A 16,681-nucleotide genomic window follows, 5' to 3' on the forward strand; every position below is an offset into this window, starting at 1 on the left:
CCGAACTCCCTCACACGGCCGCGAATCGCATTTGCAACGCACGAGCTACGCCGGCCGTCCCCGCCGTTCGACGATGAAGGCCTCCTTGCCGTCGAGGTAGGCGATCCGGTCGTCAGGATGCTGGATGGACAGATCGAGCTTGAGCTCCTGGTACGCATCGCGTTCAGACGGGTGGGCTCGCAGGAAATCGCGAAAGCCGAGGTATTGCTGCCATTCTTGTGACCCGTGCTCCAACACGTGGAGATTTGCGAGCCGAATCATCGGCTGGAGTTCATAGGCATACATGCGATCCGGACGAACTTCGTTCGCGTCACCACGGAACTCGAACCCGAGTTCGGTGAGCCAGTCATGAGTCTCGTCGTGCACGTCGCCATCCCGGAGAGGGTGACCGACGCCGATTCCGATGTCCAGGATCGGCTTCGCCGCCAGCCCAGGGACCGAGGTCGATCCAATGTGCTCGATCGCAACCACGGTAGTGGGCGCGTCGAAGGTCATCAACGCGCGAACATCATCAAACGTGCGCGCCCAAGCATCAGTGGCCGGTGTGATCTGCACGACGCCCCGACGAAGCCCAAGGGCCGAACCGGCGAAGGCGACCGCAAGAGCGCCGACGTGAGAGGACATCCCGCCAGACTAGTCCGGCGAACGACAGCTTCCTCATCAAGAGTGGCGCCCAGCGAAATCCGGCTCGGGCCGAGCTCGTGCGGAACGGTAGGCTACGTGCTCGTGCACAGCGAGCGGGCGAATCGGACTCTGCGGGGGTCCCTGGTCGCGCTCAGCGCGACGCTGCTGGCGTCGCTCGCACACACGATCGGCGGCGGAGCGCCTCCAGGCGCGCTCTCGCTCGTCGTCGCGCTCGCGTTCACGGTTCCGTTCGGCATCGCGATGGTCGGAACGGGAGCGCGGCCGCTGAGAAGCGCCTTCGCGGCCGTCGGCGCTCAGCTCGCGTTGCACGCGACCTTCTCACTCTCGGCCGGCGCGGCGCCGAGCGGTCAGCGCGTCGAGGGCGCGCTCGCTCACAACCGCCACTCCCCCGCGGCCATGAACAGCGCATGGCTCGAGCTCGCGGACACCGGCGCCTCGACCCATGCTGAGCATTTCGGCGGGGCGATGCCACTCGCGCACGTTGTCGCGGCCGTGGTTGCCATTGCGGGAATCCGGCTCGTCGACGGAGCCATTCGTGCGATCGCGGAGGTCTGGCGAAGCATCCTCGTCGTCGTCGCCCTGCTGCTCGCGCCGTCGCTCGCGATCGCGCCACGACGGAACGTACGCGACCGTGCCGCCGTGCGCGTCCGCCCGGTTCTCGCGCGTCTTGAATCGAGTGTGGTGCGGCGCGGACCGCCGCGTGGAATCGGCGCCGCCGTCGCGGCGCATGTGCGCTGAGCATCCGATTCCACACGAAAGAAATCAACATGTCTGAACGACCTTCCGTCCGTCCTGCCCTCGTGACCGCCGCTGCGCTCGGCGCCGGCGCCCTGCTCGCCCTCGGCGCCCCACTCGCCGCGAGCGCGCATGTCGGCGTCGAGTCCACGTCGACCGCGGCGGGCGCGTACACCGTGCTCGGCTTCGGCATCCCGCACGGCTGCGGCGAGAGCCCCACTACCAAGCTCACCTTCACGATCCCCGAGGGGATCGACCGGGTCACCCCGACCGTCAACCCCGGTTGGACGATCGAAAAGGTGATCGAGACCCTCCCCGAACCGAAGACCGACTCGCACGGAGCGAACGTCGTCGAACGGGTGAGCCAGGTCGTCTACACGGCGGTCACCCCGCTGCCGAGCGATCTGCGCGACGTCATCGAGCTTTCACTGCAGTTGCCCGCCGACGCCGAGGGCGAGACCCTCGAGTTCCCGGTGCTGCAGGAGTGCGCCGAGGGCTCGACCGACTGGAGCGCCCCCGTCGTCGAGGGCGAGGAGGAGCCCGAGCACCCGGCCCCCTCCATCACCGTGACCGCGGCGGAGCCCGATGGGCACCACGGCGGAGTGGTGAGCGCCTCCGAGCACGGCGACGCGGATGCCTCGGCCGCGTCATCCGACGCGGCCGCAGCCTCGGCGGATGATGAGGTGGCGCGCGCCCTCGGCATCACCGGCATCGTCGTTGGCGTCGCCGGCCTCGGCCTCGGCCTCGCGGTCGCGCTCGGTGCGCGTCGCTCGCGCAAGTCGGAGTAGACGACCGAGTCCCACCGCAAGATCGCGGCTCCGGTCTCCCGACCGGGGCCGCGATCTCGTGCAGCACTTCCCCACGCACGATGATTCGTCAGGGCCTTGGGGAATGGCTCCCGCGTCGTTACGCCTTGGTGATTGCGGGCGGGACGAGCGCCCCATTGAGGCTTTCTGATGACGGCGAGTAGAGGCGAAGCATCGGCGAGAATGGTCCGGCGGGCGCGGGCAGCCAGTTCGTCTCTCGGTCGCCGCCGGGTGACTCGTGCTGGATGTAGATGTCCAGCGATCCGTCTGCATTGAGTGTGAGTGGGTCGCGATCGCGGATGACGAATCGGTCGATCGGGTTGGGTACCTGGAACCCGTCGCCGTCGTACATGGTGAGGGACCAGAACGCGTCGGCGTCGGGCTGGCTGCCCGCGTCGAAGTGGAGCACGTAGTTGTTGACGCCGGTGAAGGGTTCGCCGTCTGCGTCTGCGAAGGCGTTCGGGTAGATCGCGTCTTCCGGAAGGTTCGCTCCGAGGCCTGCCATCGCAACGAGCGCACGCACACGGTAGGACGTGCCGTACGTTCCGAAGGACTGCTCCCAGTTCCAGCCGTTGCGCCGGATGCCGATGCTCGCTTCGGACATTGCCGTGACGAGGTCTTCGAGCGCCCGGTCCCGCGCAGCGTCGACGGCCGCGGCAGTCTCGGAGTCAAGCGACGACACGTCGAAGCTCTTGCCCGGGGTGATTCCGATGGCGCGCATGCGATGAAGGATCGGGTAGTCGTTGGCGTGCGGCGGATTCACTTTGAGCAGCTCGGCGAACAGGGTGAAGAACTCAACGCTCGAGAGTGCGTTCACCTGCTCCAGCGGAGGGGTGTCGTTGTCGATCGTGGCGTCGGTATCGACGCTGGCCGGCGGCTCGTAGTCGGTGCCCCAGGCGCTGAGTGGGACGATCTGGTACTGGTCCTGGATGGCGTGCACCCGCTCGAAGTCATCGGGCCCGTTGGCCTGGGTACGACCCATGACCCACACGAATGGGGTGGGGGCGACGATGAGGTCCAGCCCATCCGGGACGTCGCCCTGCCAGCCGGGTGCCACGATCAGGAAGTCGCGCGCCTTCCCCAACGTGTTGCGGCTGCCGGGCACCGCGAAGATGTCGGTCCACATGTCCAGCATCGGAGTCAGGTAGTAGCGGTCGCCAGCGTCCGGAACACTGAGCACCACCGGCTCGGCCTGCACGTCGAGCCACGCGAAGGAGTAGAGGGTGTCGAAATTGAATCGCACCACCTCTTTCGAGTCTCCAGCCGGGTACTCGCGTGCGTGCGAGAACTGGTTGAGCGGCGCGCGCAACAGCGCGGAGTGCGCGTCGGGGACATTGGTCATCTGACGACGGGTGAGCTCCATCGTGACGAGTGGGTACGCGTACAGGTAGGCATCCACGGCCACCTTGGTGAGATCGAACTGTGCCATGAATCTAAACTCCGCTCGCTATTGGACCTCCGCTCACCCTATTGGCCGAATACAGCGACGCGAGGCCCACAAGCCGGTCACCCGCGGTGCACGCATTCAAATGAAGCGGCCCGGGGCCGCCAGCCCGCCGAGACGAGGATCGGCACCGATGGGTCCATCGGTGCGCTACTTCGGAAGATTCTCCTGTTGGATTTGCCAGTCAATGTCGAGTTGCTCGAACTCGCTTGCGTAACACCCTTCTTCCTCGCCCGAGTCAACGGCCTCGCTGATGTTCGAGTATCGAATGATGGGTCCGCCTTCATCGACGAACACGAGCGGGTAGCCGGCGTCCCTCATGCACGCCGAGTAGCGTGCATACCCGTCTCGATACTCCGTTTCTGTGACCGTGCCATCTCCGAGCGCCTCCAGCTGGGCTTGGGATGGTTCAGGCTTCGTTGCGGGGGCAGCCCACGAGGCCCAGATGACATAGCTCTGCCGAGGATCTCCGGCGATCCGCAGTGTGTGCTCACCTTCGGAGCTGATGTCGATGAATCCGCCACCATTTGTGTACTGGGTGTCCCGCTCGGTGCATGTCGTGCTGCCGATCGAGAGGTCGTCGAGGGTGTATTCGAAGGTCCCGGGGTCCAAGCAATGGAGCGCGAGCGCGATCGATGTTGCGCCGGCGGGCGCGTTGCCGAGGCCGATGTTCGTGTCGCCGGAGCTGCGAATGATGTACGGGGTGCCGAACAACTGAGTGTCGCCCCGGACCACCATCTCGGTCATGTCGTCGACGCTGATGCTGATGGGTTCGGAATCCGGGGGTGTGTTCAGAGCTGCGGCGGAAATCGCACCGCCCGTCAGTGCACCCGCGAGGCCGAACGCGATGATCGAGCCGACCAGCGTTCGACTTCGTTTCGGCGAGTCCGAGGTCGAGGCAGTGGCCGTTGCGACGAGGAGTTGTCGAAGCTGTGCATCGCGTTCAGTGGGCGGCCGCTGTTCAGAGTTCATCGATCGCTCCTTCCGGGCGGTATTGATTGAGAGGACTCCCGAGGTGCATTCGGAGCTGCGTCTTGGCCCGCGAGAGCCGCGACCGCACCGTCCCTGCCCGAACACCGAGTACACCTGCAGCCTCATCGGCTGAGAGCCCCTCGAGCACGCAGAGCGTGATGACATGCTGATGCTCAAGCGACAGGAGTCTCAATGAACGTGCGGCTGGGCCATCACCGAAATCATCGTCCGCGTGGTCAGGGACTGAGACATCGGTCGGAAGCCTGGCCAGGAGCGCACGGTACCGACGCGTGGAACGCCGGTGGTTGTGGGCAACGTTCGTCGCGGTGCGAAGCAGCCACGGCAGCATCGATCCGCTGGTAAACCGGATCCCGTCGCGACGTCGCCAGGCTTCTAGGAAGGTCGTGGCGACCACGTCATCGGCATCAGCGGCGGCCGGGACGAGCCCGTGCGCGTGTCGGCGGATACGAGCCCGGTGGCGATCGAAGATCAACCCGAACGCCTCGCCGTCGCCGGCAAGCGCCCGGCGCCAGTCATCTTGGTCGTTCTCAGTGCTCACACTATGAACTGTCCGGTCGAGCCGAGAACGTTCCCATTTGAACGGTGAGTTTCGCGCGTGAGCAGCAAGCGGTCAGACGTTCCGCGCGGGCCTCCCTCAGGAGTAGCACTCGACGTTGTTCACACCCAGTTGGAACAGCTCCCCGCCGAGCAAGATCTGAGTGATACCGATTCCGATGACCGACGCGACGAGAACGGCGATGACTGCTCGCATGACGCCGTCCCAGCGATCCTGCCGCCAGCCGAGCGGAACGAGCGCCCCAAGCCCGAGGAGATGAAGAAGCACCAATGGGATGCCGCCGGTGAGCTCCCCGAATCCCGCCATCGTCGTTCCCGCAGCGAGCGCTTTGCATTGCTCGGACTGCGACTCGAACTGGGCGAGTCCGTACCAGAGCCAGGCGCCGGTCGCCGTGAGGATCCCCCATGCTGCGAAGACCCAGAACCGAGTGCTCGCTGAGCGGCCCGTGAGCGCTGCATCGGCCTTGATGGGAGTTGCCACCGTTTGAGACTAGCCACCCAGCGCAATCGAGCGGAACATCAATCGAGTGAGGTGAGTGTGATCGTGACTGCGCTCCCTCGCGGGCGGAAGTCGCCGCCGAGGCGGACGAGTTCGCGTGACCCGGCCGGGTCGACCGTCTCGACGAATAGTTCGTACCGGCGGTCGCCCTGCTCGCGTTGCAGCCACGCGAGCACCTCATCCACCGAGGCAGCACCGGTGATGCGCTGTGGGTCGTGCCGAGCAGCGACCTCGATGTCGTCGCCGGTCCAGAAGCAGACCCAATATGCGGATGCCTCGAGCTGAGCTGCCTCGAAGAACGTCTCGTCCCACTCGACCTGCATGTGCCCTCCTGCTTCAGACAAGCCCCGTCTCGGATCTCCGAGTCTTCCACGCCGGTTCGCGTTCGGCTCCCCCGGCCACGAGACTGGTGCACACGAACGAAAGCGAGCCCGCCCGGTGACATCCGCCAGCTATTTCACTGCCCTCGGCGATGGCCGCTACCGCGCAACCGAGCACGCCGGGAGCGCGTGGGGCGACGACGGCCTGCATTTCAGCCCGGTCGCCGGGCTGCTCACGCATCACCTCGAGCAGTGGCGAGGCGCGCACGCCGACGGCGCGAAGACGATCGGGCGGGTGAGCTTCGACATCCTCGGGCGCATCGCCGACGACGAGATCGAGATCGAGACCCGGGTGCTGCGCCCCGGCCGAACGATCGAGCTCCTCGAGACGACGGCGAGCATTCAGGGGCGGCCGACGATCACGGCGCGTGCCTGGGCACTGTCGGACGTCGACACGAGCGCGGTCGCGGGCGATGAGTGGGCACTGCTCCCCTCCCCCGACGGGCTCACCTCGTCACCGGTCGCCGAGACGTGGCCGGGCGGGTACATCCGCAGCATCGACGTGCGTCACGCCGGCGAACCGCGACCGGGGCGCGCTGCGGCGTGGATCACGACCGAGGTCGCGCTCGTCGACGGCGAGGAGGCCGGCCCGCTCGCCTCCTACGTCGCGCTCATCGACACCGCGAACGGGATCGCAGTGCGCGAGCACCCGAGCGAGTGGATGTTCCCGAACCTCGACCTGACGATCCACTTCTTCCGTCGCCCGGAGGGTCGCTGGAATGGCTTCGACACGACCGTCACCTTCGGCCCAAGCGGGCAAGGGCTCACGAGCTCGGTGCTCTACGACCTCGCCGGGCCCGTCGGGACGGCGCAACAATTGCTGACCGTCAGGCCGAACACCGCTCCGCTGCGCTGAACGGCCAGCCGACCGGGCGACGCGTCAACTCTCCGCGTCCTCCCCGAAGACGGAGACCTCCTGCGCGCAGTGGCATCCGGCGGCGAACCGGGCGGCCCACTCGAGCGCGGACTCACGGTTCGGGAGCTCGAGCACCGTGAATCCCCCGTCGAGCCGGCGCTGCGGGTAGCCGCCCTCGTGCACGGTGCCGTCGGCGTCGACCGTGACGGGTGCGACGCTCTCGTCGATGCCCCCGCCGAACACCCAGACGCCGGCTGCCTGCGCTTCGCGCACGACGGCGTGCGATGATTCGGCGACGGCCTGCAACTCCGCTCCTGTGAGCTGCAGCGCTTCGCTCGGAAACGAGATCAAGTATTTCGTCATCGTTTACTCCTCAGTGGTCTCCGCGCGCGGCGAACCGCCCGCCAATGTCTTGCGCATCTGCTGGGTGCTGACCTCGTACCCGGCGGATTCGTAGAGTCCGATGCCCGCGGCGTTCGTTCCGAACACGTTGAGTTCGAGTGCGCCGGCGCCGGCATCGGCGGTCGCCTGCTCGACGGCGGCGAGCAGGGCGCGCCCGAGGCCGCTCCCCCGCCGTGACGGGAGGACCTCGATGTCGTAGAGGAACGCGAGGTCGGGCGCGCCGCGCGGATGGTCGAGACCGACCCACGCGCGCCCGATCGGCGTGCCGTCGGCGTCGACACCGCGGAGCAGGAGCATCCGCGGGGTGTCGAGACCCTGCGGAAGCCGGGCCGTGTTCTCGTCGCGGGCGCGTTCGACCGCACCGTCGGCCGACCATCGGCCGGCCGCGATCTGATCGCGCGCGTACTCCTCGGCGATGGCCGTCTGCCATTCGTCGAACTCGACCGGCGTCATCGCGCGTACCGTCACCGTCGTCATGCAGCCATGTTGGCACGCGAACGACCCGGCGACGAGGAGAGACGAACCTCGAGAGGAAGAAAGAAATGGAGCGGACGACGGGGTTCGAACCCGCGACCTTCACCTTGGCAAGGTGACGCGCTACCAGCTGCGCTACGTCCGCATCGGGGCAGAAGCCCCGTGCCGCATCTCTCGAAGCGGCCTGAAACGAGTATACCCGATTCGGAATGTACCGATTGACCACTTCGGTCGGTCACATCCCCCGTTCCCCCGCGTCCTTCTCCGTGAGGCCGCATTTCGCGCGCCCCCTCCCCTCCGAAAGGAATCCAGATGTCGACTCCGGTCACCTCCCTCGACCAGCTCAACGTCGCGTTCGCCGAGCGTTTCAACGCGCGCGACGTCGATGACCTCCTCGCGCTGTTCGCACCCGATGCGGTCTTCGTGCCGGCCCCCGGCCAGCCGCTGCAGGGCACCGAGCAGGTGCGCGCCGCGCTCGAGCAGTTCCTCGCGCTGGGGCTGCCGATCTCGATGACCGTGCGCCATGTCTTCGCGAGCGGCGGCACCGGCCTTTCGATCGCCGACTGGTCGCTCCAGGGCGCGGGCCCCGACGGCAGCGAGGTGTCGCTCGGCGGCTCGACCGCCGACGTCGCAGCGTACGACGAGACGCACGGGTGGCGGTTCGTCATCGACAACCCCTTCGGCACCGCCTGATCGGAGGCTCGACGGCGTCGCGCCCGTCGGTCGACCATCAGGGTCGGCAGGCGGGCGCGCACGCGCGGGCGTCGCGCGCGGCACGCCCGTCAGTCCACGCGCGATTCAGACCTGAGGATGCCGCCGAAGCGCCTTGCGCGCACGCGAGATGCGCTGGCGCACCGCATCCGTGCTGAGGTCGAGCCGGGCGGCGATCTCGGCGGCAGGGAGCTCGTCGACCACGCTGAGCAGCAGGGGTTCGCGCAGCTCGGGTGTCAGCTCGCGGATCGCGCGCAGCGCCTCGCTGAGGCGCGCGTGGAGCTCGACCTCGCGCTCGACATCCTGGGCGGCGCGCAGCCGCTCGCACTCGACCTCGCCGTCGCTCGGCGGGCGCCGTCGGGCCAGGTCGATCGCGGTTCGACGGGCGATCACGTCGATCCACGAGCACATCGTTCCGGGCTCGCTCGACTCGAGCGAGTCGACGGCGCGCCACGCGCGGAGCGCCGCGGTCTGCGCGGCGTCGTCGGCCTCGTCGGGGTGCACGCCGAGCGAGATGCTGCGGCGGCGCAGTCGTTGAGGATCGGCCGCGAGCATCGACTCGAGGGCACGGCGGGCGCGCGTTCGCTCCAGCGGGGCATCGACGAGTGCGGGCATCGGGAGCGTCCTTCCGAGTTCACCGAGTTGCATGCATTACGCAGGCTAACCCTTCGGCGAACCGAGGACGAACGAAGCAGCGCTCCCCGTCGGGGCTCAGCCGCTCGACGTCTGCGCGGCCGCCCGTTCGGCTCGTCGGCCGCTCAGCGGCATGCCGAGCTCGTTGAGCGGCACGTTCGTGGCCCGTTCGGGCAATCGCTCGTCGGTCGGGCAGGTCATCACGATGTTGCCCGCGGCGTCGTCGAAATGATGCTCGAAGATCGCGCGACCGCAGACCGGGCAGGGTCTCGCCTGAAGTTCGGCGGGGTCGTCCTGCTCGATGCCTTCGGTGATGGGCGGGGCGCCGAAGATCGGCTCGAGTGCGTGATCGACTCGATCGAAGAACCGGGTGAATGCGTTGCCGTCATCAGGGCGGCTCGCTGCGTCGCGTGCCATACCGAAGATGGTACGCCTGAGGCATCCTCATGACCAGCGACGCGCCCATCGCACCGACGTAGGCTGACTGCATGACGGATGCCACGCTCCCCCGCCCGGTCACGATCGTCACCGGCGCGAGCCGAGGAATCGGCGCCGCGATCGCCGAGCGCCTCGCGGCCGAAGGGCACGACCTCGTGCTCACGTATCGCGAACGCCGCGACGAAGCCGACGCCGTCGCCCAGCGCTGCAGCGACGCCGGGGCGAAGGTGCTCCTCCTCCAGGTCGACTTCGCCGACCTCGATGCCGCGGCGACCGTCCTGCCCGCCGCGATCGACGCCTTCGGCCGCGTCACCGGGCTCGTCAACAACGCCGGCATCACCGGCCGCATTGGACCGTTCCTCGCGGTGCCGCTCGCCGAGGCGGAGCTCGTCCTCCGCATCAACGTGCTCGCCCCCATGATCCTCACGCAGGCCGCGATCGCGCACATGGCCGTCGATCGCGGCGGCGCCGGCGGATCGATCGTGAACATCTCCTCGGGCGCGGCGAAGTCGGGCGCTCCGAACACCTACCTGCCCTACGCGATGAGCAAGGCGGCCCTCAACGCCCTCACCACGGGTACCTCGAAGGAGTTCGGCCCGGCGGGCGTCCGTGTGAACACCGTCTCCCCGGGCACCACGCGCACCGAGATCCATGCCGCGGCCGGTCGCCCCGACGCCCCCGACGAGCGCGCCCCGGGCATCCCCATGCGACGCCCCGGCGAACCCCACGAGATCGCCGGCGCCGTCGCCTACCTGCTCTCGGACGACGCGAGCTACACCTCGGGCGCCGACATCCGCATCGCGGGCGGCAACTGAGGCGACAGCGCCGGCGGCGAGCCTTCGGCCGTCAGTGCTCGCCGAACCCCGATGCGGCGAGCTCGGCCAGGGCGTCGACCGCCGCCGCCCCCGCCGGATCCTCGGCGGCGATCTCGACCTGCGAGCCCTTCGTGAGCCCGAGCGACATGATGCCGAGCAGGCTCTTCGCATCGGCCCCGTTCACCGTCACGCGGTGATCGAAGGTCGCCGCGAGCTTCACGAGTTCGGCGGCGGGTCGCGCGTGCAGTCCGTCGGCGTTCACGAGCGTCACGATCCGCGAATAGCCGGATGCCACGCCGCCGCCCGCAGCGTCGGCGTCCGCGCGGGAGCCCGACCCCGTGGCATCCGCCCCGGTGGCCCCCAGCGCGCTCGCTGCGCCCCGCGCCGACTCCGCCGCCGAGACGACGACCTCGATCGGGTCGCCCGCCTCGGCCGCGACGGCCGCGGCGACGCCGCCCTCGACGAGCGGAGCATCGACGAGCCGCACCCGCTCGCGCAGCTCGTCGTCGAGGAAGTCGAGCGCCGTCTCCGCCGTCAGGATCGCCGAACCGAGGTCGCAGAGCACCACGACGCCGCTGCCCGAATCGGCCGCGGTGATCGCCTGCATGACGAGGTCGAAGCTCGTGCCGATGCGCCCGTCATCGGTGCCGCCCGCCGCCTCGAGGGCCGCGGTCGGCGCCATCTGACGGGCGAGTTCCACGAGCCCCGCCGCGATCTGCGCCGAGTGCGAGACGAACACGAGACCGACCCTGGCGGGTGCGTCGCTCATGCTCCCGCCCCGTCGGCGGCCGCATCGGCGCCCGCTCGCAGGAGAAGTGCGCTCGACTGCGCGCCGGGGTCGCGATGCCCGGCCGAACGCTCGCCGAGGTAGCTCGCGCGCCCCTTGCGCGCCACGAGCGGTTCGGTGGCGACGGCGCCGGCCTCGGCCGCGGCGGCTGCGGCGGCGAACACCTCGGATGCGTCGGCGCCCGCGCTCGCCGCAGCCTCGGCCGCTTCGACCGCCGGCGTCCACGCGTCGACCATGGTCTTGTCTCCCGGCTCCGCCTTGCCGCGGGTGACGACGCCATCACGCGCCGCCGCCAGCAGGGCCGCGACCGCCGGGCCGTCGAGCGAGGTCGCGCCGCCCACCGCCGCAGCCGCCTTGAGATAGGCGGTGCCGTAGAGTGGGCCAGCGGCACCGCCCACGGTGGAGATGAGCGTCGTCGCGACGAGCTTCAACACGTCGCCGGGCGTCGACCCCGCGGGCAGGTCGTCGAGCTTCGCCGCGACCGCCTGGAACCCCCGATCCATGTTCTCGCCATGATCGCCGTCGCCGATCTCGCGGTCGAGCGTGATCAGCTCGACCCGATGCTCCGCGATGCGCTCCGCACTCAGCCTGACCCAGTCGACCGCCCAGGTGATGTCCAGTCCCACCGGTTCGCTCCCGCCTTCCCCGTCTACCGGCCCCATCGCAGTGCAGCCGTCTGCACCGGGGCATCCCACAGTTCGATCATCTCGTCATCGAGCTTCAGGAGCGTGATCGACATCCCCTGCATCTCGAGCGACGTGATGTAGTTCCCGACGAGTGATCGGGCGATCGGGATGCCGCGCTCGGCGAGCACCTCCGCCGCACGACGGTAGGCGAGGTACAGCTCGACGAGGGGCGTGCCGCCCATGCCGTTCACGAAGAGCAGCGTGCGCTCGCCCTCCGCGTACGGCAGGTCGTCGAGGATCGGCTCGAGCAGCCGGTCGACGAGGCGGTCGGCGGGTTCGAGCTGCACGCGTTCGCGGCCGGGTTCGCCGTGGATGCCGATGCCGATCTCGATCTCGTCCTCGGCGAGCGTGAAGCTCGGTTCGCCGGCGTGCGGCACGATGCAGGGGGTGAGCGCGAGGCCCATCGAGCGGGCGCCTGCGTTCACGCGTTCGGCGACCGCGGCGACCTCGTCGAGCGAGTCGCCCCGCTCGGCGGCCGCACCGGCGATCTTCTCCACGAGCACCGTGCCCGCGACGCCGCGCCGCCCGGCCGTGTAGAGCGAGTCCTTCACGGCGACGTCGTCGTTCGTGACGACCGCGCGCACGGTGATGCCCTCGGCCGCGGCGAGGTCGGCCGCGGTCTCGAAGTTCAGCACGTCGCCCGTGTAGTTCTTCACGATGTGGAGGACGCCCGAGCCGCCGTCGACGGCCTTCGTCGCCGCCAGGATCGGATCGGGCGTCGGCGAGGTGAACACGGCACCCGGCACCGCGGCATCCAGCATTCCGAAGCCCACGTACCCGGCGTGCAGCGGTTCGTGCCCGCTGCCGCCGCCGCTCACGATGCCGACCTTGCCGGCGATGGGCGCATCGGCGCGCACGACGTGGATCGGGTCGGTCTCGACCCTCACCAGGTCGGCGTGCGCGAGCGCGAACCCTGCGACCGATTCGTCCACGACCCGCTTCGGGTCGTTGATGATCTTCTTCACGGACACCCCTTCCGCCAGGCTGCCTGCGGCCGCGCGACCGTGCATCGACCCCGACGCAGCACTCCCTCGCCAACCTACGCCCGCGGGCGCCCCGCATGTAAGAGGCATTCCGACGATTCCGGCCCAGCCATTCCCCCAGAAGGGGCCACGAGACTATCGTGACCCTTGAGCGGGGGCGACGAAGCTCCCGCGTCGAAGGGGGTTGCAATGAATCTCGGAGTCATCTTCCTCTCGGAGATGGTCGGCACGGCGATGCTGGTGCTGCTCGGTTGCGGCGTGGTCGCCAATGTCGCGCTCATCAGGACGAAGGGCCACAACGGCGGGTTCCTCATGGTGAACATCGGCTGGGGCCTCGCGGTCTTCTCCGGCGTCATCGTGTCGTACGCGTCCGGGGCCCACCTCAACCCGGCGGTCACGCTCGGGATCACCGCGAACTTCCTCGGCAAGGGCGAGACGGACTTCGTGCCCGGAATCCCCATCGACGGAGCATCCATCGGAACCTACATCGGCGCGCAGATGGTCGGCGCGTTCCTCGGTGCGATCTTCTGCTGGCTCGCATACAAGCAGCACTTCGACGAGGAGCCGGAAGCGGCGGCGAAGCTCGCCGTGTTCTCGACCGGTCCCGCGATCCGCTCCTACGGGTGGAACCTCGTCACCGAGATCATCGGCACCTTCGTGCTGGTGTTCGTCATCCTCGGATTCAGTTACGGCGGCACGCCGGCCGAGCTCGGGGCGATTCCCGTCGCGTTCCTCGTGATCGCGATCGGTGCGTCGCTCGGTGGCCCGACCGGCTACGCGATCAACCCGGCCCGTGACCTCGGTCCTCGCATCGCGCACGCCATCCTGCCCATCAAGGGCAAGGGGTCGTCCGACTGGTCCTACTCGTGGGTGCCGGTCGTCGGCCCCATCATCGGCGGTCTCATCGCCGGGTGGGCGGCGCTCGCGCTGCTGCCCGTCCTCGGATGAGTACCGGTGGCGGGGCGCCTGCGCCCCGCCACCGACCGCTCGATCATCGAACCGAACGTGCGCCACGACCGTTCGCGCACGACTGAATGAGAGGAAGTCATGGCCGACTACATCCTGGCGATCGACCAGGGCACGACCAGTTCCCGCGCGATCATCTTCGACAAGGCCGGCTCGATCGTGTCGACCGGGCAGCTCGAGCACGAGCAGATCTTCCCGAAGGCGGGCTGGGTCGAGCACGACCCGCTCGAGATCTGGCACAACGTCAGCGAGGTCATCGGGCAGGCGCTCGGCAAGGCTCACCTGACCCGCCACGACATCGCCGCGATCGGCATCACGAACCAGCGCGAGACCGCCGTCGTGTGGGACAAGACCACCGGCCAGCCGGTGTACAACGCGATCGTCTGGCAGGACACCCGCACCCAGCCGATCGTCGACCGCCTCGCGGCCGACGGCGGCGTGGAGCGGTTCAAGCAGCAGGTGGGCCTCCCGCTCGCGACGTACTTCTCGGGCACGAAGATCGTCTGGATCCTCGAGAACGTGCCAGGCGCGCGTGAGAAGGCCGAGGCCGGCGACCTGCTGTTCGGCACGACCGACACCTGGGTGCTGTGGAACCTGACGGGCGGCGTCGACGGCGGCGTGCACGCGACGGATGTCACGAACGCGAGCCGCACGATGTTCATGGACCTCGAGACCCTGCAGTGGGACGACGAGATCCTCGCCGCGTTCGGCGTGCCCCGCTCGATGCTCCCCGAGATCAAGCCCTCCTCGGGCGTGTTCGGCATCGCCCACACGTCGAGCCTCGTGCGAGAGGTGCCCATCGCGGGCGACCTCGGCGACCAGCAGGCGGCGACCTTCGGCCAGGCCGCGTTCGACGCAGGCGAGTCGAAGAACACCTACGGCACCGGCAACTTCCTCATCTTCAACACGGGCGAGGAGATCGTGCACTCCAAGAACGGACTGCTCACAACCCTCGGCTACCAGATCGGAGACGAGAAGCCGCACTACGCGCTCGAGGGCTCGATCGCCGTCACCGGCTCGCTGATCCAGTGGCTGCGCGACAACCTCGGCCTCATCTCGAGTGCACCCGAGGTCGAAGAGCTCGCGAAGTCCGTCGAGGACAACGGCGGTGCGTACTTCGTGCCGGCGTTCTCGGGCCTGTTCGCGCCGTACTGGCGGGCCGATGCCCGCGGCGCCCTCGTGGGACTCACCCGCTACGTGAACAAGGGGCACATCGCACGGGCCGCACTCGAGGCGACGGCGTTCCAGACGCGCGAGGTGCTCGACGCCGTCAACGCCGACTCCGGTGTCGACCTGACCGAGCTGAAGGTCGACGGAGGCATGATCGCGAACAACACGCTCATGCAGTTCCAGGCCGACATCCTCGGGGTTCCCGTGGTGCGCCCCGTCGTCGCCGAGACGACGGCGCTCGGCGCCGCGTACGCGGCAGGACTCGCCGTCGGCTTCTGGAGCGATCTCGACGACCTGCGCAAGAACTGGCAGGAGGACTCCCGCTGGGAGCCGCAGATGGACGCCGCCGAGCGGGACCGCCAGCTCCGCCTCTGGAAGAAGGCGGTCTCGAAGACCTTCGACTGGGTCGACGAAGACGTGAGCTGAGCGGCTCGCGCTGCTCGCGCGCCCGAGAACGAAGAGAACGGCCCCGTGGATGCCACGGGGCCGTTCTCGATGCGGGTGGGGCGAGTTCGTCGCGCCTCAGCGCTTCGTCGCTGCGATCCACTCCTCGAGCTTCGTCGCGGCGGCGCCGCTGTCGATCGTCGCCTCGGCGACGGCCATCTTGTCGCGGAACCGGTCGAGGATCGGCCGCTGGAACTGGGACGGGTCGTTCGCGAGCTCGAACGACACGAGCCCCGCGGCCGCGTTCAGCACGACGATGTCGCGCACCGGGCCGCGCGCCCCGCCGAGCACCTCGTGGACGACCGCGGCGTTGTGCGCGGCGTCGCCGCCCATGAGGTCGTCGATGCTCGCTCGGGCGATGCCGAGATCGCGGGGGTCGAGATCGTGCTCCTTGACCGTGCCGCCCGAGACCTCCCAGACGTGGCTGTGGCCGGTGGTGGTGAGCTCGTCGAGCCCGTCGTCGCCGCGGAACACGAGCGCGGTCGCGCCGCGGGTCTGGAACACGCCGACGATGAGCGGCACCCGGTCGAGCTGTGCCACGCCGACGGCGGAGGCTTCCGGGCGCGCCGGGTTGCAGAGCGGGCCGAGGAAGTTGAAGACGGTCGGCACGCCGAGCTGCGCACGCACCGCGCCCGCGTGGCGGAAGCCGGGGTGGAACGCCGCGGCGTAGGCGAAGGTGATGCCGGCCTCGTCGAGCACCTGCGTCACCCGCTCGGCCGGCAGGGCCAGGTCGAGCCCGAGCGCGGCGAGCACGTCGGAGGAACCCGAGGCGCTGCTCGCCGCCCGGTTGCCGTGCTTGATCACGGGCACACCCGAGGCGGCGGCCACGATCGAGGCCATCGTCGACACGTTGACCGTGCCGAAGCGGTCACCGCCGGTGCCGACGATGTCGAGCGCCATCGGGTCGGCGTCGAGCGGCACGGCGTGTTCGAGCACCGCATCGCGGAAGCCCACGATCTCGTCGACCGTCTCGCCCTTGATGCGGAGCGCGATGAGGAACGCCGCAAGCTGCGCCTCGGTCGCCTCACCCGTCATGACCTGTTCCATGCACCACGCGGCATCCGAAACGCTGAGATCTACCCCCTGTAGAAGCGAGTTCAGGACATCGGGCCAATTCTGGTGAGCGGGCATGACCCGATCCTATCCGCCCGATTCACGGCGGATTCCCGGGCTTCCCACAGCGCCACTTAGGGTTCCCTTACCGACCTCGAACGACACGGCGCCCCCGGATGACGAAAACTCAGGCCTGATTTCGGCCA

The 16,681-nt window shown here is 68.8% G+C and carries 21 protein-coding genes and 1 tRNA gene; 7 read left to right on the plus strand and 15 right to left on the minus strand.

Annotated features, from left to right (window positions below; genetic code table 11):
- Positions 1-45 precede the first annotated feature (45 nt).
- Positions 46-624, minus strand: a complete 579-nt coding sequence (locus ACFVTX_RS17675) for a GrpB family protein (RefSeq protein ID WP_386902448.1) — start codon at positions 622-624, stop codon at positions 46-48.
- A 96-nt stretch (positions 625-720) separates the two neighbouring features.
- Between ACFVTX_RS17675 and ACFVTX_RS17680 the strand changes: the two genes are divergently transcribed.
- Both ACFVTX_RS17680 and ACFVTX_RS17685 read left to right on the plus strand, forming a co-directional pair.
- A complete protein-coding gene (locus tag ACFVTX_RS17680; RefSeq protein WP_386902450.1) occupies positions 721-1,383 on the plus strand; it encodes a hypothetical protein in 663 nt (220 codons plus the stop codon).
- A gap of 29 nt (positions 1,384-1,412) precedes the next feature.
- Positions 1,413-2,168, plus strand: coding sequence for a YcnI family protein (locus tag ACFVTX_RS17685; RefSeq protein WP_386902452.1), 756 nt, complete (start codon positions 1,413-1,415; stop codon positions 2,166-2,168).
- Between the two features lie 118 nt (positions 2,169-2,286).
- Here ACFVTX_RS17685 and ACFVTX_RS17690 read toward each other — a convergent pair whose 3' ends face one another.
- The 5 genes from ACFVTX_RS17690 to ACFVTX_RS17710 all read right to left on the minus strand — a co-directional run bounded on the left by ACFVTX_RS17690 (position 2,287) and on the right by ACFVTX_RS17710 (position 6,000).
- Entirely contained in the window at positions 2,287-3,615 is a 1,329-nt protein-coding gene (locus ACFVTX_RS17690) for a DUF1254 domain-containing protein (RefSeq protein ID WP_386902453.1), read from the minus strand.
- A gap of 165 nt (positions 3,616-3,780) precedes the next feature.
- Entirely contained in the window at positions 3,781-4,602 is an 822-nt protein-coding gene (locus ACFVTX_RS17695) for a hypothetical protein (protein ID WP_386902455.1), read from the minus strand.
- Positions 4,592-5,161 (minus strand): RNA polymerase sigma factor, encoded by a 570-nt coding sequence (locus ACFVTX_RS17700; RefSeq protein WP_386902457.1) that lies wholly within the window; start codon positions 5,159-5,161, stop codon positions 4,592-4,594. The genes ACFVTX_RS17695 and ACFVTX_RS17700 overlap by 11 nt, the downstream gene beginning before the upstream one ends.
- A 96-nt stretch (positions 5,162-5,257) precedes the next feature.
- Complete coding sequence (locus ACFVTX_RS17705) at positions 5,258-5,659, minus strand: hypothetical protein (protein WP_386902458.1); 402 nt, start codon at positions 5,657-5,659, stop codon at positions 5,258-5,260.
- A gap of 38 nt (positions 5,660-5,697) precedes the next feature.
- On the minus strand, positions 5,698-6,000 hold the full coding sequence (locus ACFVTX_RS17710) for a hypothetical protein (RefSeq protein ID WP_386902460.1): 303 nt from the start codon (positions 5,998-6,000) through the stop codon (positions 5,698-5,700).
- A 115-nt stretch (positions 6,001-6,115) separates the two neighbouring features.
- Between ACFVTX_RS17710 and ACFVTX_RS17715 the strand changes: the two genes are divergently transcribed.
- Entirely contained in the window at positions 6,116-6,913 is a 798-nt protein-coding gene (locus tag ACFVTX_RS17715; RefSeq protein ID WP_386902462.1) for a thioesterase family protein, read from the plus strand.
- Positions 6,914-6,937: 24 nt separating this feature from the next.
- Here the strand turns inward: ACFVTX_RS17715 and ACFVTX_RS17720 are convergent, their stop codons facing one another.
- From ACFVTX_RS17720 to ACFVTX_RS17730, 3 genes are all read right to left on the minus strand, one after another.
- Entirely contained in the window at positions 6,938-7,276 is a 339-nt protein-coding gene (locus ACFVTX_RS17720; RefSeq protein WP_386902464.1) for a YciI family protein, read from the minus strand.
- Positions 7,277-7,279: 3 nt separating this feature from the next.
- The gene (locus ACFVTX_RS17725; RefSeq protein ID WP_386902466.1) at positions 7,280-7,792 is read right to left on the minus strand and encodes a GNAT family N-acetyltransferase; all 513 of its coding nucleotides are present in this window, start codon (positions 7,790-7,792) and stop codon (positions 7,280-7,282) included.
- A 66-nt stretch (positions 7,793-7,858) separates the two neighbouring features.
- Positions 7,859-7,934: transfer RNA gene (locus ACFVTX_RS17730), tRNA-Gly, on the minus strand.
- Between the two features lie 167 nt (positions 7,935-8,101).
- Between ACFVTX_RS17730 and ACFVTX_RS17735 the strand changes: the two genes are divergently transcribed.
- A complete protein-coding gene (locus ACFVTX_RS17735; protein ID WP_386902468.1) occupies positions 8,102-8,482 on the plus strand; it encodes a YybH family protein in 381 nt (126 codons plus the stop codon).
- Between the two features lie 105 nt (positions 8,483-8,587).
- Here ACFVTX_RS17735 and ACFVTX_RS17740 read toward each other — a convergent pair whose 3' ends face one another.
- Positions 8,588-9,115: an RNA polymerase sigma factor gene (locus ACFVTX_RS17740; protein WP_386902470.1), complete on the minus strand. Its 528-nt coding sequence runs from the start codon at positions 9,113-9,115 to the stop codon at positions 8,588-8,590.
- A gap of 96 nt (positions 9,116-9,211) precedes the next feature.
- On the minus strand, positions 9,212-9,550 hold the full coding sequence (locus tag ACFVTX_RS17745; RefSeq protein WP_386902472.1) for a hypothetical protein: 339 nt from the start codon (positions 9,548-9,550) through the stop codon (positions 9,212-9,214).
- Between the two features lie 71 nt (positions 9,551-9,621).
- On the opposite strand from ACFVTX_RS17745, the gene ACFVTX_RS17750 reads away from it, so the two are divergent.
- On the plus strand, positions 9,622-10,386 hold the full coding sequence (locus ACFVTX_RS17750) for an SDR family NAD(P)-dependent oxidoreductase (protein WP_386902474.1): 765 nt from the start codon (positions 9,622-9,624) through the stop codon (positions 10,384-10,386).
- 31 nt (positions 10,387-10,417) lie between these two features.
- Here the strand turns inward: ACFVTX_RS17750 and dhaM are convergent, their stop codons facing one another.
- Genes dhaM through dhaK form a run of 3 tightly spaced genes read right to left on the minus strand, consistent with a single transcriptional unit; the run spans position 10,418 to position 12,824 of the window.
- Entirely contained in the window at positions 10,418-11,155 is a 738-nt protein-coding gene (gene dhaM, locus ACFVTX_RS17755; RefSeq protein WP_386902476.1) for a dihydroxyacetone kinase phosphoryl donor subunit DhaM, read from the minus strand.
- Positions 11,152-11,799 (minus strand): dihydroxyacetone kinase subunit DhaL, encoded by a 648-nt coding sequence (gene dhaL, locus ACFVTX_RS17760; protein WP_386902478.1) that lies wholly within the window; start codon positions 11,797-11,799, stop codon positions 11,152-11,154. Before dhaL ends, dhaM begins: the two co-directional genes overlap by 4 nt.
- A gap of 23 nt (positions 11,800-11,822) precedes the next feature.
- Positions 11,823-12,824, minus strand: coding sequence for a dihydroxyacetone kinase subunit DhaK (dhaK, locus tag ACFVTX_RS17765; RefSeq protein WP_386902480.1), 1,002 nt, complete (start codon positions 12,822-12,824; stop codon positions 11,823-11,825).
- Positions 12,825-13,031: 207 nt separating this feature from the next.
- Between dhaK and ACFVTX_RS17770 the strand changes: the two genes are divergently transcribed.
- Both ACFVTX_RS17770 and glpK read left to right on the plus strand, forming a co-directional pair.
- A complete protein-coding gene (locus ACFVTX_RS17770) occupies positions 13,032-13,790 on the plus strand; it encodes an MIP/aquaporin family protein (protein WP_386902482.1) in 759 nt (252 codons plus the stop codon).
- Between the two features lie 99 nt (positions 13,791-13,889).
- Positions 13,890-15,404 (plus strand): glycerol kinase GlpK, encoded by a 1,515-nt coding sequence (gene glpK / locus ACFVTX_RS17775; protein WP_386902484.1) that lies wholly within the window; start codon positions 13,890-13,892, stop codon positions 15,402-15,404.
- A gap of 96 nt (positions 15,405-15,500) precedes the next feature.
- Here the strand turns inward: glpK and trpD are convergent, their stop codons facing one another.
- Positions 15,501-16,553: an anthranilate phosphoribosyltransferase gene (trpD, locus tag ACFVTX_RS17780; RefSeq protein ID WP_386902486.1), complete on the minus strand. Its 1,053-nt coding sequence runs from the start codon at positions 16,551-16,553 to the stop codon at positions 15,501-15,503.
- Positions 16,554-16,681 lie beyond the last annotated feature (128 nt).

Origin of the sequence: Agromyces sp. NPDC058136 (genome assembly GCF_042884375.1) — a bacterium.
Classification (GTDB): domain Bacteria; phylum Actinomycetota; class Actinomycetes; order Actinomycetales; family Microbacteriaceae; genus Agromyces.

What these genes read in the sequence shown, in the direction of transcription:
- ACFVTX_RS17725 (WP_386902466.1), bottom strand. Translation starts at nt 7,792, where the DNA reads ATGACGACGGTGACGGTACGCGCGATGACGCCGGTCGAGTTCGACGAA.
- ACFVTX_RS17770 (WP_386902482.1), top strand. Translation starts at nt 13,032, where the DNA reads ATGAATCTCGGAGTCATCTTCCTCTCGGAGATGGTCGGCACGGCGATG.
- ACFVTX_RS17740 (WP_386902470.1), bottom strand. Translation starts at nt 9,115, where the DNA reads ATGCCCGCACTCGTCGATGCCCCGCTGGAGCGAACGCGCGCCCGCCGT.
- ACFVTX_RS17750 (WP_386902474.1), top strand. Translation starts at nt 9,622, where the DNA reads ATGACGGATGCCACGCTCCCCCGCCCGGTCACGATCGTCACCGGCGCG.
- glpK (WP_386902484.1), top strand. Translation starts at nt 13,890, where the DNA reads ATGGCCGACTACATCCTGGCGATCGACCAGGGCACGACCAGTTCCCGC.
- ACFVTX_RS17685 (WP_386902452.1), top strand. Translation starts at nt 1,413, where the DNA reads ATGTCTGAACGACCTTCCGTCCGTCCTGCCCTCGTGACCGCCGCTGCG.
- ACFVTX_RS17675 (WP_386902448.1), bottom strand. Translation starts at nt 624, where the DNA reads ATGTCCTCTCACGTCGGCGCTCTTGCGGTCGCCTTCGCCGGTTCGGCC.
- trpD (WP_386902486.1), bottom strand. Translation starts at nt 16,553, where the DNA reads ATGCCCGCTCACCAGAATTGGCCCGATGTCCTGAACTCGCTTCTACAG.
- ACFVTX_RS17710 (WP_386902460.1), bottom strand. Translation starts at nt 6,000, where the DNA reads ATGCAGGTCGAGTGGGACGAGACGTTCTTCGAGGCAGCTCAGCTCGAG.
- ACFVTX_RS17690 (WP_386902453.1), bottom strand. Translation starts at nt 3,615, where the DNA reads ATGGCACAGTTCGATCTCACCAAGGTGGCCGTGGATGCCTACCTGTAC.
- ACFVTX_RS17720 (WP_386902464.1), bottom strand. Translation starts at nt 7,276, where the DNA reads ATGACGAAATACTTGATCTCGTTTCCGAGCGAAGCGCTGCAGCTCACA.
- ACFVTX_RS17745 (WP_386902472.1), bottom strand. Translation starts at nt 9,550, where the DNA reads ATGGCACGCGACGCAGCGAGCCGCCCTGATGACGGCAACGCATTCACC.
- ACFVTX_RS17735 (WP_386902468.1), top strand. Translation starts at nt 8,102, where the DNA reads ATGTCGACTCCGGTCACCTCCCTCGACCAGCTCAACGTCGCGTTCGCC.
- ACFVTX_RS17695 (WP_386902455.1), bottom strand. Translation starts at nt 4,602, where the DNA reads ATGAACTCTGAACAGCGGCCGCCCACTGAACGCGATGCACAGCTTCGA.
- dhaM (WP_386902476.1), bottom strand. Translation starts at nt 11,155, where the DNA reads ATGAGCGACGCACCCGCCAGGGTCGGTCTCGTGTTCGTCTCGCACTCG.